General features: G+C 58.4%; 17 protein-coding genes. 15 read left to right on the forward strand and 2 right to left on the reverse strand.

What is annotated here, in order from left to right:
* The first annotated feature begins 39 nt into the window (after nt 1–39).
* From ABLV49_RS22670 to ABLV49_RS22685, 3 genes are all read left to right on the forward strand, one after another.
* Entirely contained in the window at nt 40–1,179 is a 1,140-nt protein-coding gene (locus ABLV49_RS22670) for a ParA family protein (protein WP_349282610.1), read from the forward strand.
* Nucleotides 1,176–2,081 carry a ParB/RepB/Spo0J family partition protein gene (locus ABLV49_RS22675; protein WP_349282612.1) on the forward strand — a complete coding sequence of 302 codons (906 nt, stop codon included), beginning with the start codon at nt 1,176–1,178 and terminating at the stop codon, nt 2,079–2,081. The genes ABLV49_RS22670 and ABLV49_RS22675 overlap by 4 nt, the downstream gene beginning before the upstream one ends.
* 1,929 nt (nt 2,082–4,010) lie before the next feature.
* On the forward strand, nt 4,011–5,417 hold the full coding sequence (locus tag ABLV49_RS22685) for a replication initiation protein (protein WP_349282613.1): 1,407 nt from the start codon (nt 4,011–4,013) through the stop codon (nt 5,415–5,417).
* 735 nt (nt 5,418–6,152) lie between these two features.
* On the opposite strand, the gene ABLV49_RS22690 is transcribed toward ABLV49_RS22685, so the two are convergent.
* A complete protein-coding gene (locus ABLV49_RS22690) occupies nt 6,153–6,308 on the reverse strand; it encodes a universal stress protein (RefSeq protein ID WP_349282615.1) in 156 nt (51 codons plus the stop codon).
* 589 nt (nt 6,309–6,897) lie between these two features.
* Between ABLV49_RS22690 and ABLV49_RS22695 the strand changes: the two genes are divergently transcribed.
* The 4 genes from ABLV49_RS22695 to ABLV49_RS22710 all read left to right on the forward strand — a co-directional run bounded on the left by ABLV49_RS22695 (nt 6,898) and on the right by ABLV49_RS22710 (nt 9,292).
* Nucleotides 6,898–7,494 (forward strand): RNA polymerase sigma factor, encoded by a 597-nt coding sequence (locus ABLV49_RS22695; RefSeq protein WP_349282617.1) that lies wholly within the window; start codon nt 6,898–6,900, stop codon nt 7,492–7,494.
* Nucleotides 7,495–7,581: 87 nt separating this feature from the next.
* Complete coding sequence (locus ABLV49_RS22700; RefSeq protein ID WP_349282619.1) at nt 7,582–7,836, forward strand: hypothetical protein; 255 nt, start codon at nt 7,582–7,584, stop codon at nt 7,834–7,836.
* Nucleotides 7,833–8,450 (forward strand): anti-sigma factor family protein, encoded by a 618-nt coding sequence (locus ABLV49_RS22705; protein ID WP_349282620.1) that lies wholly within the window; start codon nt 7,833–7,835, stop codon nt 8,448–8,450. Before ABLV49_RS22700 ends, ABLV49_RS22705 begins: the two co-directional genes overlap by 4 nt.
* Before the next feature lie 5 nt (nt 8,451–8,455).
* Nucleotides 8,456–9,292: a caspase family protein gene (locus tag ABLV49_RS22710; protein ID WP_349282622.1), complete on the forward strand. Its 837-nt coding sequence runs from the start codon at nt 8,456–8,458 to the stop codon at nt 9,290–9,292.
* Between the two features lie 54 nt (nt 9,293–9,346).
* Here ABLV49_RS22710 and ABLV49_RS22715 read toward each other — a convergent pair whose 3' ends face one another.
* Nucleotides 9,347–10,303 (reverse strand): alpha/beta fold hydrolase, encoded by a 957-nt coding sequence (locus ABLV49_RS22715; protein WP_349282623.1) that lies wholly within the window; start codon nt 10,301–10,303, stop codon nt 9,347–9,349.
* Here ABLV49_RS22715 and ABLV49_RS22720 point away from each other — a divergent pair.
* The 8 genes from ABLV49_RS22720 (at nt 10,302) to ABLV49_RS22755 (ending at nt 13,683) form a co-directional block, all read left to right on the forward strand.
* Entirely contained in the window at nt 10,302–10,514 is a 213-nt protein-coding gene (locus tag ABLV49_RS22720; protein WP_349282625.1) for a hypothetical protein, read from the forward strand. The genes ABLV49_RS22715 and ABLV49_RS22720 overlap by 2 nt on opposite strands.
* A gap of 240 nt (nt 10,515–10,754) precedes the next feature.
* On the forward strand, nt 10,755–11,093 hold the full coding sequence (locus ABLV49_RS22725; RefSeq protein ID WP_349282627.1) for a hypothetical protein: 339 nt from the start codon (nt 10,755–10,757) through the stop codon (nt 11,091–11,093).
* A 100-nt stretch (nt 11,094–11,193) separates the two neighbouring features.
* Entirely contained in the window at nt 11,194–11,460 is a 267-nt protein-coding gene (locus tag ABLV49_RS22730; RefSeq protein ID WP_349282628.1) for a hypothetical protein, read from the forward strand.
* Nucleotides 11,461–11,496: 36 nt separating this feature from the next.
* Nucleotides 11,497–11,763: a hypothetical protein gene (locus ABLV49_RS22735; protein ID WP_349282628.1), complete on the forward strand. Its 267-nt coding sequence runs from the start codon at nt 11,497–11,499 to the stop codon at nt 11,761–11,763.
* A gap of 36 nt (nt 11,764–11,799) precedes the next feature.
* Nucleotides 11,800–12,066, forward strand: coding sequence for a hypothetical protein (locus ABLV49_RS22740; protein WP_349282630.1), 267 nt, complete (start codon nt 11,800–11,802; stop codon nt 12,064–12,066).
* A 70-nt stretch (nt 12,067–12,136) separates the two neighbouring features.
* Nucleotides 12,137–12,403, forward strand: coding sequence for a hypothetical protein (locus ABLV49_RS22745; protein ID WP_349282632.1), 267 nt, complete (start codon nt 12,137–12,139; stop codon nt 12,401–12,403).
* Between the two features lie 139 nt (nt 12,404–12,542).
* Nucleotides 12,543–12,809 (forward strand): hypothetical protein, encoded by a 267-nt coding sequence (locus ABLV49_RS22750; protein WP_349282634.1) that lies wholly within the window; start codon nt 12,543–12,545, stop codon nt 12,807–12,809.
* Between the two features lie 46 nt (nt 12,810–12,855).
* On the forward strand, nt 12,856–13,683 hold the full coding sequence (locus ABLV49_RS22755) for a PP2C family protein-serine/threonine phosphatase (RefSeq protein WP_349282756.1): 828 nt from the start codon (nt 12,856–12,858) through the stop codon (nt 13,681–13,683).
* The last annotated feature ends 212 nt before the right edge of the window (nt 13,684–13,895 follow it).

Genomic DNA, 13,895 nt, shown 5'->3' on the forward strand with positions numbered 1-13,895 from the left:
ATGTACACTGCGACGCACAAACAACTTCAAGACATTGATATGACGCGAGGCTTCATCAAACTAAAACTGGCCCAGGAATTTTGCCGCTGGGCCGGCCCCTCTTCCACCTTTAGAAGTCTGGTACCTGAGTCGGAACTCCAGAAGGATGAGCGTTATCACAACCTCTACAGCGCTTACGACATCAGGCTGGTGCGATTGGCACTCATGGATATCTACGAAGAACCTCGGCGTGAAAAAGTGCTGCCCCCCATCATCTATTCGCGAATTTCCAAAGGCGGGACAGGAAAAACGTGCGTGACAGCCAACCTTGCCGCCTGCATGGCTCTCCAGGGCTACCGCGTCCTCATGATTGATGCAGATCCCCAAGCCTCGCTCACAACCATGTTCGGTATCGACTGGGCGACTGAAGAGGTGACGCACATCGGTGACTTGCTCAAAGCCAATGAGGCCAAGACCGACAAGCTGACAGTCGCGCAGCTGGAAAAAGCCATCCGCCCCATCTATGCCGATGGCATGCTCGATTTAATTGCGTCGGACATCACGCTCACCAACATCGAGTCCTGGCTGACAAGCCTCGTTCGGCGAGAACTGACGGTTTCCAAACTGCTCAATTCGCACATTGACGTTTTCAGCCGCTATGACGTCATCGTGATCGATGGCGCGCCAGGCTCATCACAACTCTCGGTGGCGCTCACCTACGCAACGCAAGCCATGCTTGCCGTTGTCATGCTCGATGGCCAATCCCTTAAGGCAATGGAAGTGCTGGCGGCCAATCTTGAGGAGATGAATGAAGCCTTCCCTGATCGTGCGTTTGACGTCCGCATTGTTGCAAACGGCTATGTTCCGAGCATCACGAATTGCCAGAAAGCACTCGATACCTTGAAGTCTGCTTATCCCGGCAAGCTCGACCCTGTTGTCATCCCCAGACTGGCATCATTTCTCAGGCAAGTTTCCTTGACGGATGATTCTGACAGCGGACCAGTGATCGAGCGTGAACCCACCAGCCCTGCCGCCCAGGTGATGATTGACCTGTCCCGCTCGCTCCTTGGCGCGTACGATGTTCAGCTTGCCGGCATGATTCCGATCGTCATCCCGAGAAAGCCCGGTGGCACTGCGGCGGTTCGAGCTGCTCGCAAAACCGCTTCCCAGCGAGTCGCTACGCAGGGAGTGGCCCGATGAGTGCGGAAAAGCGATTCACCAAAAAAACCGGACTGCTCGGCTATTCGCAAGAAGAGATTGACGCCGCAGGCCGAAAGCTGCCCTCTTTTGATTTCAGCACTTCATCTCAGCACCTAGGCAAGCCGATTCTGGTGGAACTTGGCCTGATCGAGCCGAGCCCCTATCAAACCAGCGAGTTATCAGAAGAGAAAATTGCCGAGCTCGTTGAGAACCTGCGCCACAACCAACTGAGCTCGCCCATCGTCGTGCGCCGCCGCGCCGACGGTGCCCTGGAGATCATTGCAGGGCGTCATCGGTGGGAAGCATACAGGCGATTGGGTCGCAGTGAAATCGAAGCATCCTTGCGCGATCTCACCGATGATGAAGCTGAGCGTCTCGTCTTTTTCGACAACTTGCTGGCGCCTTCACTGACGGACTACCAGAAGTACCTGGGATTCTCCCAGCGCAAACGAAGCAAAGGTTTTACGAACGACCAGTTGGCCCAGGAGGCTGGAGTCAATCCGTCAGTGATTTCCAAACTGATGTCTTTTGAAGGACTTCCCGAATCGGTTCATACCGTGTTGAAGGAACACTCCTCAGCTGTCGGTTCGAGCTTGGCGCCGGCTTTGGTTGAGCATGCAGTGATCAATCCAAGCCTAGCAATCAAAGCCATTCATCACATCGTTGCCGGCGAGCTGACGCAGAAAGCTGCTCTTGACTGGCTCAAGGCGGGGGGTGAAGAAAAGCCACTATTCTCTGTAGAAACCCATAGGGCAACGATCCGCTCCGGCAAGAAAAAATATGCAGAGATGTCGCTGCGTCAAAAAAGGATGATCATCAATTTAGTAGACGAAAACGAAGCCACGGTAGTGTATGCGGCCATCGAAAAATTGCTGCAGGAACTCGGCGAGGCACGAAGATAATTCAAGGAAGAGCACCGTTGTGACCAAAAATTCTTTCTTGTTTGAGTTTCAATTTGAAACTCAAACAAAATCAATGACTTACAAAAATTAATGCCCGCCATGGCAAACACTTATCGAATCCGTTGCCGCTTGCCATGGGGGCGGTAGAGTGGGGAAATTCTCTACAGGTAGCCACCGCAAGCCTGAATTTCTATCGTCCCAACTTGAATCGGCGCTCAAAGCCTAAGCTCATGAACAGTCGAATCCTTGCGGGAAGGGTGCTGGTTTTCAGCCGTACGACGTGCATGGTACCCCGCCTGGCCTCGTTCATGGTCTTGGAAGAAATGCACTGGGGGTCTTCCTGACTGGCTTTATCGACGCAGGTATGACAAGAGGCTGACGTCGTGGGCGAGAGTTGGTGTGCGTTGGCGCAGCGCCGACTGAACGTCACCAAGCCGCTACTGGAATGCGGCCCGGCATGAGCCTGCCCACCCCAGTCAGCCAGCCGTTACAGAAGAAGACTTTTGCCTCACATCAAAGGCCTGCCACCAGATAAATACGTCCGCATCGCCCTGTGCCACCAACTTTTTCAGAGGCGCGGCGCTCAGCCCTACGCTGCAACAAATCTAAGAATGCCTCGATTTTCCTCTGCAGTGCTTCGTTGCCGCTCAGATGGCATCAGTGCCTATCGCTGACGAGCACCATTGTCTGGTGTTGTGACCGTGATCTGCGACCTCACAGCTACCTCCCATTGCCAGTGACTTATGAAACTCCACTACCGGTTACTTATCCTGATAAGAGTCAGCTTTTTACTTGTGCCATCCATGTTTCGGCAAAGACATTATTCAGGCCCCGCTCGGGGGCCTTATTTTGGTAACTGTTAAGCGCCAGCAAACACAAGACTCAACACCAGTTTTTGAATGATTAAGATGAACTGTTGAATCTTATGCTCGAAGGCGTCAAGGCTTTGCCATGCAAAGGGAGTCGACATAGCATGGCGAATTTAAAATTCGCCCAGCAATCCCATTGCTGGTGACTTATTGACTAGAGCGTGTCATCAATTGCCAGGCCTGTTCATCCTTGAATGCCGGCAAGAGCGCCTTATTTCAGGGTAATGACCAGAAGATACGCAGTTCGAGAAAATCAGTGGGAACGCATCAAGGACTTGCTGCCCGGGCGCCAAGGCCATGTGGGTGGGACGGCCCGGGACAAACAGCCAATTATCCGGGCCGTCACACGCACATGGCCTTGGCGCTCCAGGTCAAGCCGCCCAGCAGACGATATACAGCCTCCGGCGGTGGCTTGGCAATTGTCCCCATCAGTTTCTGGCCGTTCTTGCGCTGGGCAGTTCCGAGCAGGAAGCGCAAGTGGGCAGCACTGGCATGCAGCCTGGCTTCCGGACGCGAGACAAAGTGCGATCAGCTTGGCCCAACTCCTCCAGCGCTGCATCCCAGCGCTATGCCTGCGCCTGAGAACCGATAGCGCCTGAACATTCATTTCTGTTTGGAATGATCGCTCCTCCCTTTACAAGGACAACTGTACTCCTCAGCTTTGCGCAGTTCTTTCTCCCATTGCCAGTGACCTTACAGGTCCGAGATGGGCCCGGTGTTCTCTCTCCCATTAATGGTGACCTCAAATCCCATAACCACAGACCTCAAATCCCATAAGTAGTGACCAATCTCCCATAACTGTAGACCTTAACTCCCAAAAGGCGTGACCTATCATCCCACTACTGGTGACCAATTGATCGCCGCTCTCCTCTGTAAAAGAGCTTTTTTCAGGGCTTAAATGTATTAAAGAAAAAAGTGTTTTGATTAAAGTACACAACAGGAGTCGTTGTTCAAATTGGCAACATATCCAAAGTCAGGAAATGCAGCTTGCAGCCGGATAAAAGACCAAGATAGGTCACAATCGAGTCATGCACTAGTGACCTGTAAAACATGCAAGACAATGACCTTAAAAACCAAAGCTCCATCCAAGCAAAGCAGCCACTCAAAAGAAAGCACCTTGCTCATCAAGGAAGCTGAATTTCAAGCCTCACTTTTTCCAGCCATCGAGTTTCCCAACGCGTACCGAAAGGCTGTTCAGGTTGTTCATAGCATCCCTCTGAACAACATGACCCTGGTGTTGCGAAAAATGCTCAATGCATGGATCAAGAACGCCATTGACACCGAAGTCGATAAGGACGGTTACTGGAGTATCAACATTGCTGAAATGGCCGGCGATCTGGGCTTTGACAGCAACAACCACCAGCATCTCCGAGAAGCCGCGATGGAGCTGATGAAAATCGTGTTCGAGTTCGATGTGCTGGCAACGCAGCATCCCACGCCTAAATTGAGAAAGCTCACGGACTGGGATGCAGCAACGCTGTTTCCCAACGTCAAGCAAAGAAGTGGCAAGCTGCTCTATCAGATCAACCATGAACTTCAGGAGCGTGTTCTTCAGCCCAAGATGTACGCCATGATTGATCTCAATGTCATCGGCAGGTTCAAGCGTTCTTCATCGGTTGCGATCTATGAGCACTGCGTGCGTTTTGTGAACATAGGCGCAACAACGCCTGTTCATTGGACAGTATTGCGCAGCATTGTTCTGGGGCGTGCCGAGGTTCCCAAAACTTATGAGGAATTCAAGCATTTCAATAACAAGATACTCAGGCCTTCCATGGTGGAGATGAACTCACTGGCTGACATCAATGTAGAGATGAAGCTGACGAAGGAGGGACGCCAAGTGACGACCGTGCAGTTCATCGTGAGCAGAAAAAACGATGTCGCGCGTCAGGATGTGGATCCTTCCAACGAGGAGGCTATGAAGGCGATTGGCGAGCTGGTGTTGTTTGGCCTTTCTCAGTCGGAAGCCAAGAAAATGCTCAAGGCATATCCTGCTCAGCGCGTCCTTGCCGCGCTGGCCTACACAAAGGACAGGATTGCTAACAAGAATGCCTCCGTGATCGAAAACCCTGCCGCTTACCTTCGCAATGCCGTTGCCATGGGTTACGGGGCAAACGAAGATCTGGCGCTTGCCGGTGAGATGCACGATGCACAGATCAAGCACGAGCCTTCGCCACCAGCCAGTCCCTCTGGTGCCGGTGAAAAATCCTCAAGTCAGAACAAGCTTGTCGATGCTTTCATGATGAAGCAAGCCAAGGAAGCGCAGGCTTATTTCAATGAGTTCGGTCCGGCAGAGCAGGACGCACTGGCCGAGCGGTACAACGCGCAGCAGGATATCCGTGGTTTTCGCATTAAAAAGGGCAAGCCGTTCAAGGGCGCTCAATCTGCTTTTCTGCGCTGGCTGGCGCAGGACACCTGGGGCCAGCCCAGTACGGAGGATTTTCTTGAGTTTGCGCAAACCATGTTTTGACGAAGAAGACTCATACCTGAGTGCTCATTGGTAACAGGCCGTCTGGCAGCAAAAGAGAAAGCTCATCGAGCAGGGCTTTGGCTGGGCCACCGCCTCAGTGTCCTGGAAATCTGTCAACAACGATTGGCGCATCAGGAGGTGTTTGTCCTGACCAATATGTCCAGCCCTTATGTCCGAAGCCGCTGCCTTGCGCTGGGCGTTGACGCGGTGTTCGACAAGACGACAGAGGTGAACAAATTCTTTGAGCGCTGCAAAAACCTCAAGGCGTTCTCACATTAGGCTCACCTGCGCCCATGCCAGTGCCGTGATGCGCAAAAGCAGGGTCACATTTCTTCTTGTGGGTACTTCTGGCGGTATCTTTCGAAGCTGAACAGCAAGAACCCAGCATTCATGCGGGTTGCAGCCTTCTATTGGATTCCCTGTGGGAATCGAATCGACCTCCTGGGGTGTAACCACGCTCTATAACCTCGCCGCCAGTCCGCAGGCAACCCCCGCACCAAGCGAAAAAAAACCCAGCGGGTTAGGCTGGGTCAATCTTGGTTGCTGAATTACCAAGAACCAAGGGAGAGCTGTCACGGTAGCGGCGGGCCAGTCCTCGCGCAATGACGAAAACGCAACCAGTTGAAAGCACACCCGTGCCCGGCGGGCGTACTGACGTGCCATGGCAGATTTTCTTCAGTATGCCTGTGTACGCGGGCAGAACGCCAATCCATTTGGCAAAAAACGCAACTGTCTTCAGCGCAGTACAAGCACGGGAAGCCTGCTTTCGATGATGACGTTCTTGGTGTGCGAGCCGCATACGAATTTCCCCACCCGGCTGCGCCCGTGCGTCACCATCACAATCATGTCGGCGCCTGCTTTTTGGGCCTCGTCAACGATGGCCTGATCCACCGTGTAAGGATGCGGCCAGAAATAACTTCCCAGACCTGATCAAAATCTGGCGTTATCCGATGGCTTTTTGAAGCAGCATGCCGGATACATAAAATCCAGGAATGAGCACACAGACGGGTTACACGCAAGACATCGAGAACTGACTCACAGCGGTTGATGTAAGGCAGATACGCGAGGCGTTTGGACCGAATTCAGCGACAAGGTGGGGGCTGAAATAAAGGCGCTGTCCTACAGATGCGCCTGGCTGTGCGTCAGCCTCTCTTCACCAAGCTGTACGAGGTCTGCTCAGGCGCTCGACGGGCGCTACTGCGGCGGAAGGCTGTGACCACCAGGAAGCAGCAACCCTTCTTGCAACGGGACTGGCGAGAATCGCTACATTTGGCGCGCCAGCGGCGATCGTCGTTGCGCGAGCCGTTCTCCTCTCGCGTGGGGCCGGTCTTCGTGACCGGGCCGCCCGTTTGCCTGGGGAAAAGAAGGGTCAGTTCAAGCCAACCCGTCCGAACCACGGTGTGCCCCAGTCATGAACCCCGGTATAAATCCGACAGAAACGTTATATTGCGTCATCGGCACCGTAACCATCACCGCCCGCATGGACACAGACCAAGTCAATCAGCTGCTTGTACGCATCGGCCACGAAGACCAGGAAGCGTTTCGTCAACTGTATAAGGCGTTCAGCCGCAGGGTATACGCCTACGTCCTCAACATGCTAAACGACCACGCGCGGGCCGAGGAGGTCGTAGTGGACACGCTTTACGAGGTCTGGCGCTACCCACAGCGTTTTCGCGGCGATTCACAGTTTTCCACGTGGCTTATCGGGATCGCGCGCAGAAAGGCGCTGATGGTCTATCGTGCGCGCAGACCCGACGAGGTGCATGGTGATCTCGACGACATCGCCGAGATTACCGCTTCGGACACGCCCGACGGTTTCGCTGAGTTGGCCGGCAAGCAACGGCGCGAAGGCGTGCAGCACTGCATGGGCAAGCTGTCGGACGAGCATCGCGAATGCCTGCACCTGGTGTTTTACGAGGGCATGGGCGTGGCTGAAGTGGCTGAGGTACAGAACTGTCCCGAGGGCACCGTCAAGACGCGGCTGTTCCACGCCCGCCAGAAGATCAAGAAGTGCCTGCAGTCTCTGCTGCGCAGCGAGGGTAGTACCCCTGACGAAAAAGGCACGCTCGCCTCCTGACGCTTGCGGCTGACGTGACTGCGCACCAAAATAAATTGAACCATCCGCCGACCTCGCGCAACCCAGAGGCACTAAAGGAGATTCACCATGCTGCTGCGCCAAGCCCTAGAACATATTCGCGCGGGTATGCCCGCGCCAGTTCAATTCAATTCCCGCATGGTTGTCCTCGACCAAATGGATGAGGTTTCCGCCATGATGCAGAAAGACGTTTTAGATAGCCACTTTCACACTGTCCACAATGGCGCAACCATCAGGTCATTCCTTCGCGGCTCTGGGCAAGTCAGGCAAGATCAGCCGTACCGCAAGGCTGCTACCGTTGTCACCGGAGCGCAGGCATCATGAATGAACGTTTCGAAGAACTGCTCCCCTGGTACGCCAACGGCTCTCTGGGTGACGAAGACCAGGCCTTCGTCGAGACTTACCTCGAACAGCATCCCGAGGCCCGCAGCGAGTTGGAGTGGTATCGCTCGCTGCAAAAGCGCGTACAGGAAAACGCCCCGGCCGTACCGGCAACGATCGGCCTGGCACGCGCCATGCGCCTGATCCAGGGCGACCGTCCGACCATGGCCGAGCGCATCAGCGCCTTCTTTGGCAACTTTGGCCTGCGGCCGAGCTATGCGATGGCCGCGATGGCCGTCGTCGCAGTGCAAGGTGGCGTCATCCTGAACCTGCTCGGTCACGTCAGCGACAACGCCGACGAAATCCGCGCACTGCATGCGGTTCGCGTCGAAGAAGGCCCGATGCTGAAGATCAGCTTCGCACCGGACGCCAAGGAGAGCGACATCCGCATGCTGGTGGTCCAGGTTCACGGCGAGCTGGCCGGCGGCCCAGGCCAGCTCGGCGATTATTACCTGCGAGTGCCGGCCGGCAGCGAAGCCGCGGCGCTCGCCCGGGTGCAGGCCGCCACCATCGTTCAGGCCGCCGCGCTGGCACCGGGCGTGCCGCCTCGCGAGTAGCCGCCATGGTCACGCTGCTGACCCGCCGCATGCTGCTGCGCTGTACATTGGGGGCCGCAGCGCTGCCTTTCGGTCCCGCCATGAGCGCCTCGGCCAACGTCACCGGCGCCGAATCGAGAATCGCTTTGGTGATCGGCAACGGCGCGTATCCCGCTGCACCGCTGAAGAACCCAACCGGTGACGCCAACGCCGTCGCGGCGGCGCTACGCGGCCTTGGCTATGACGTGACCCTGCGCCAGAACACGCGGCTGCGGGAACTGATCGAGTCGCTGCGCGAGTTTTCGGTGCGCGCTCCGAAGGCGTCGGTTCGCATGCTGTTCTATGCCGGCCACGGCGTTCAGGTGAAGGGCCGCAACTACCTGGTGCCGATCGACGCCGACCCGAAGTCGGAAGAGGACATCCAGCGACAAAGTGCTGACGTTGGCGAGTTCGTCGACCGGCTCAGCGCAATTCGCACCGGCGCCAACATCGTGGTGCTCGACGCCTGCCGTGTGAACCCGTTCGCCGGCGGCGTCATCGTCGGCCCCGATGGACGGCGCCTGAAATTCCGCGGCGCGACGCCGGGTGGCCTGGCCACGCTCGATGCGCCCGTGGGCACCCTGGTGGCCTTCTCGACCGCACCGAACGGTGTGGCGCTCGACGGCACCAGCGGCGAGCACAGTGTCTATGCGCGACACCTGCTGGCCAATCTGCCGACGCCGGGGCTGCAGATCGAGCAGCTCTTCAAGCGGGTGCGTATCGGTGTGGCCGAAGACACCGGCCGCGTGCAGGTGCCCTGGGAGTCGTCGAGCCTGACAGCCGACTTCTGCTTCAAGTCTGACGCCAATGGGCGCTGCGGGTAACCGGCACCCCCTTGACGTCCTGGGGTTGTTGGCCATTGAACTCAGCCAAGCCGCTCACGCGTGGTCGTCTATGAAGCGCTGAAGTTCGCGCGCAAAGCGCAGCGGCTCACTGACATGCGGCGAATGGCCGGCACGCGGGTAAATCGAGATCTGCGCGTGCTTCACCGTGTCGCGATACCAGGCATCGAGCGGCAGACCGGCGTAGTGCGGACTGCGCGCCCCGAGCACGACGAGCAGCGGGGCGTCCAGGCGCGACAGCGAAGCGCGGAAGTCGGCCTGCGCCATCGACTCGGCGAGGTCGAGTAGCGGCCGGACATCGATGCGTCCAAGGCGCCGGCGCAGCATCCGTCCGAGCGATGCGTCGACACCCAGCTGGTGCCTTAGCCAAGGGCCTGCGCGAGCGCCGACCTCGTTCAACAGCGTCTCGGCCAAATCGCGGCGCGCGCCCGCGATCAGCCCCGACAGCATCGCCGCGCTGCAGCCGCCGAACAGCCCGAGACGCCAGCTGTCGTCTGTCACGATGCGCGGCGACTGGTCCACCAGCGCCACGGCCGCAACTCGCTGCGTGCCGTACGAATGCAGATACTGCATCAGCGTCAGCGCGCCCATGGAGTGCCCGACCAACACCGGACGATCCAGTCCGAAGTGGTCGAGCATCTCGGCCAGGTCTTCGGCGAGTCGCGCCAGCGTGATGCTGCCGTGCACTGGCCGGCAACTGCCATGGCCGCGTGCGTCCCAGGCAAGCACGCAGTGGCGCCGTGCCAGCCGCCTGGCCACCGGCAGCCAGTCGCGATGCGAGCACCCGACGCCATGCACCAGCACCAGCGGCGGGCCGTCGCCGAGCACGCACACGGGAATGACCTGGCCATCGCTGGCCGTGAAGCTGTCGTAGTCGGCAAAGGGAGTGCCAAGGCCTCCAAACCCGAAATTGCGCAGCGCGTGCAAGGTGCCGCGCAAGCCCGTCAGGCGTGGTGGGGGTGGAGGCGGTTCAGGCGGGGCACTGTCGAGCATGGCGGGAGATTCCTATGCAGATGCGCAGCCCGCCAGAAATCAGCTTGACCCGATTTCAGAATGTCTGCAGCCCATGGAGCGCAAGTCAAGCAACGCAGCATCGATGGCGGCCTCCACGGCATTTGATCAAGAACCAAAACTGGCGGAAATCGGACTCCTGATTTTCCATCGATTCTGTCCTGGAGCGATTTTGATTTTTACCGCTGGATGATTTATAAAAAATACAAACAAAAAAGCTGCTTTCCGCATGCTACGCATGGATAAGTAGCTATTAATAATGTAGCATTTTACGACTACGCCTGACACTAATTTGCAATCCGCTTTATTGTGTACAGTTGTGCGCAGTCGAGTCTCCCAGGAGCCCGCCACCGGGCTCGAGCAGTTCGCGAGAGAAAGTGAAGCACCTTGCCGAACGCGGCAACTCATGGCCTGCCTTGCTGCAGGGGTGATGATGAATCTGACGAACTGGACGACGCGGTTTCAGGCGGGCAATGCCCGGAACTGCAAAAGGCAACCCGACGGGCAAGGCAGCAAATCCGACAGCGCCAACGTCGCCACCGTCCATGCCTTTGTGCACAAAGGCGACCATCAATATATGCCCGAGACGATTGCCTGCTTTGCGAGCGAGCGCGACGTGTCTGGCAGCTGGCCGCCATCGGTGTTCGGTGACGATTTCAGTGAACTGCCTGCGGTGTCACTCGACGAGGTGCGCCAGGCGTTTGCGCGTGCGGCAACCCACTGGTTCGCCGAGGGCCGATTCCAGATCGACTTCAAATTATTCGAAAAATAGTTTGAACGCTGGTGCGCAGGCGTGCAACTCAATATCCGAGAAGCACACTTGCTCTCAAGCCCAAGTCTCCAACCTTTCAACCTTCTTTAAGGAACACATCATGAACATCCAAGACCTCGCCCTGGCCCAAGAACTCAGCCGTGACGAACAAGCCGCCGTGCGCGGCGGCGACGCCAGCAACACCGTGCTGGCCCTGATGGCCGGTTCGGCGCTGGTGAACGGCGGCGCCGGTGTCAGCATTGGCAGCCCGGTCGTGCAAGCCAACCCGCAATCGCAGACCATCACCCCGACGGCAACGGACGTCGATGTCGACACCAAGATCGCCAACGTGCTGCAGTCGGCGAACACACTGCTCGGCCAGTTCTAAGCCCTCCCGCTCAACCACCCCTTAGGAAAGCACATCATGAACATCCAAGACCTCGCCCTGGCCCAAGAACTCAGCCGTGACGAACAAGCCGCCGTGCGCGGCGGCGACGCCAGCAACACCGTGCTGGCCCTGATGGCTGGTTCGGCGCTGGTGAACGGCGGCGCCGGTGTCAGCATTGGCAGCCCGGTCGTGCAAGCCAACCCGCAATCGCAGACCATCACCCCGACGGCAACGGATGTCGATGTCGACACCAAGATTGCCAACGTGCTGCAGTCGGCGAACACACTGCTCGGCCAGTTCTAAGCCCTCCCGCTCAACCACCCCTTAGGAAAGCACATCATGAACATCCAAGACCTCGCCCTGGCCCAAGAACTCAGCCGTGACGAACAAGCCGCCGTGCGCGGCGGCGACGCCAGCAACACCGTGCTGGCCCTGATGGCCGGTTCGGCGCTGGTGAACGGCGGCGCCGGTGTCAGCATTGGCAGCCCGGTCGTGCAAGCCAACCCGCAATCGCAGACCATCACCCCGACGGCAACGGATGTCGATGTCGACACCAAGATTGCCAACGTGCTGCAGTCGGCGAACACCTTTCTCGGCCAGTTCTGAGCACAAGCGGAATCCGTGCGCGGCGAAAGTCGTGCACGGCCCCACCCACCCACCCCTTAGGAGAACTCCCATGAACATCAAAGACCTCGAACTGAGTCACGAAATGAGCCGTGAAGAGCAAGCTGCAGTGTGCGGCGGCGACGGATCGAACGGCGTGCTCGCCCTGATGTCTGGCTCGACGCTGCTGAACGGCCCCACCGGCGTGAGCATCGGCAGCCCCACCATCCAGGTCAACCCGCAGATCCAGACCATCGTTCCCACGGCAACGGACATCGGCCTCGACCTCAACATCGCCAACATCCTGCAGTCGGCGAACTCCCTGGTGGCCCAGGGCTAAGGGCCGGCGTTGCCGCCGTGCAGCGCAAGTTGCTCGGCGACACGCCCGAAGGTCAGTGAGGTGGCACCGGTTGCACCCTCACCTTCGGTACCGCCTCACTCCATTTTCACTGCGCGACCCAAGCCAACGAGACACCGCCATGATCACCATCACCGACCTCCCCCTCAGTCGCGCTCTGGATGTCAGAGCCATGTCGTCGTTGCGGGGCGCAGGCGGCGCGCCTTGGGTCTTCGCATTCCGGCCCTTCGTTGAACCTGTTGCCAACCTCGGTTCGGTGGTCAACTATTTCCAGATCAACAACACCTACATCGACAAGCTAGTCAATCAGACCACGGTCCTCAACATCGAAAACTCGGGCGACAACGCCAACCTCACCGCCGTCTTGATTGGCAGCCAGGGCGCCTGAGGCGCGAGCGTGCATGCCGTACCAACCGCCGAACACCACGGGCGACATGACCCCTGCCGAGCCTGGTGCCGATGGTGCGGGCCGCGCGAACGAGTTCCACTGGACGTCGGCCTCGTGTTCGCACCCCGGCCGGGTGCGCGAGGTCAACGAAGACGCCTGCCTCGAACAACCCCACTGCAAGGTCTGGGCCGTCGCTGACGGCATGGGCGGCCACGCCTTGGGCGAGTTCGCGAGCCGCCTGGCCATCAGGAGCCTGATGGATCTGGTGGACCCGACCAAAGCGGCGGCAAGCCTGCAAGCGATCGTCGCGACCGCTGACGAGCGTCTGCAGCAAACCAACCGCCGCCTGCGTGCCGAAGCTGCGCGGCGCGACGTGCCGATCATCGGCACCACCATCGCCGTGCTGCTCGCCGCCGGGCGCCATGGCGCCTGCGTGTGGGCCGGCGACAGCCGCATCTACCGCTTTCGGGCGGGGCGGCTCCAACAGATCACACGCGACCACAGCCAGCTCGAAGCCGTGCGGTCGCAGCACGTGGGAACCTCGGACGACACGCTGGTTCGGCCGCCGCCGAACGTGATCACGCGCGCCATCGGCGGTGATGAAGCGCTGGAGCTCGACAGCGTCACTCTCGACGTGCTCGACGGCGACCTGTTCCTGCTGTGCAGCGACGGCCTGAGCAACGAGGTCAGCGAAGTGGCCATCGCGCAAGCGCTGCTGCACGGCGGTTGCAAGCTGGCGTGCCAGACCCTGCTGGACCTGGCGCTCGAACGCGGCGCCCACGACAACGTCACTGCAGTGGTCGTGCGTGCCGACGACCTGAGCAGCCCGGACCGAACGACGCCGCATCCGGTTTTAAATCCGCATTCCCTCTAGAGCGGATTTCAAGATAACTGAAGGCAACGAATTTTTTGAAAGACAAGAAGTCCAAGAAGGATGTCAGCAAAGCAATGGTGCAATCATGGCTGCTCCCTATTCTCTGGATTTACGCCGTAAAGTCGTGCAGGCGTTGCGAACGCCCGGGTCAATCGCAACGCGCGGTGGCCGAATTCTTTGGCGTGAGCCTGTCGTTTGTCGAAGGACTGCTG

This window comes from Polaromonas hydrogenivorans (assembly GCF_040105105.1).
GTDB classification, from domain to species: domain Bacteria; phylum Pseudomonadota; class Gammaproteobacteria; order Burkholderiales; family Burkholderiaceae_C; genus Polaromonas; species Polaromonas hydrogenivorans.

Bases quoted from the DNA above. Each gene is read 5' to 3' on its own strand.
- ABLV49_RS22670 (WP_349282610.1), top strand. From the start codon at position 40: ATGACGCGAGGCTTCATCAAACTAAAACTGGCCCAGGAATTTTGCCGC.
- ABLV49_RS22675 (WP_349282612.1), top strand. From the start codon at position 1,176: ATGAGTGCGGAAAAGCGATTCACCAAAAAAACCGGACTGCTCGGCTAT.
- ABLV49_RS22685 (WP_349282613.1), top strand. From the start codon at position 4,011: ATGACCTTAAAAACCAAAGCTCCATCCAAGCAAAGCAGCCACTCAAAA.
- ABLV49_RS22695 (WP_349282617.1), top strand. From the start codon at position 6,898: ATGGACACAGACCAAGTCAATCAGCTGCTTGTACGCATCGGCCACGAA.
- ABLV49_RS22700 (WP_349282619.1), top strand. From the start codon at position 7,582: ATGCTGCTGCGCCAAGCCCTAGAACATATTCGCGCGGGTATGCCCGCG.
- ABLV49_RS22705 (WP_349282620.1), top strand. From the start codon at position 7,833: ATGAATGAACGTTTCGAAGAACTGCTCCCCTGGTACGCCAACGGCTCT.
- ABLV49_RS22710 (WP_349282622.1), top strand. From the start codon at position 8,456: ATGGTCACGCTGCTGACCCGCCGCATGCTGCTGCGCTGTACATTGGGG.
- ABLV49_RS22720 (WP_349282625.1), top strand. From the start codon at position 10,302: ATGGCGGGAGATTCCTATGCAGATGCGCAGCCCGCCAGAAATCAGCTT.
- ABLV49_RS22715 (WP_349282623.1), bottom strand. From the start codon at position 10,303: ATGCTCGACAGTGCCCCGCCTGAACCGCCTCCACCCCCACCACGCCTG.
- ABLV49_RS22725 (WP_349282627.1), top strand. From the start codon at position 10,755: ATGAATCTGACGAACTGGACGACGCGGTTTCAGGCGGGCAATGCCCGG.
- ABLV49_RS22730 (WP_349282628.1), top strand. From the start codon at position 11,194: ATGAACATCCAAGACCTCGCCCTGGCCCAAGAACTCAGCCGTGACGAA.
- ABLV49_RS22735 (WP_349282628.1), top strand. From the start codon at position 11,497: ATGAACATCCAAGACCTCGCCCTGGCCCAAGAACTCAGCCGTGACGAA.
- ABLV49_RS22740 (WP_349282630.1), top strand. From the start codon at position 11,800: ATGAACATCCAAGACCTCGCCCTGGCCCAAGAACTCAGCCGTGACGAA.
- ABLV49_RS22745 (WP_349282632.1), top strand. From the start codon at position 12,137: ATGAACATCAAAGACCTCGAACTGAGTCACGAAATGAGCCGTGAAGAG.
- ABLV49_RS22750 (WP_349282634.1), top strand. From the start codon at position 12,543: ATGATCACCATCACCGACCTCCCCCTCAGTCGCGCTCTGGATGTCAGA.
- ABLV49_RS22755 (WP_349282756.1), top strand. From the start codon at position 12,856: ATGACCCCTGCCGAGCCTGGTGCCGATGGTGCGGGCCGCGCGAACGAG.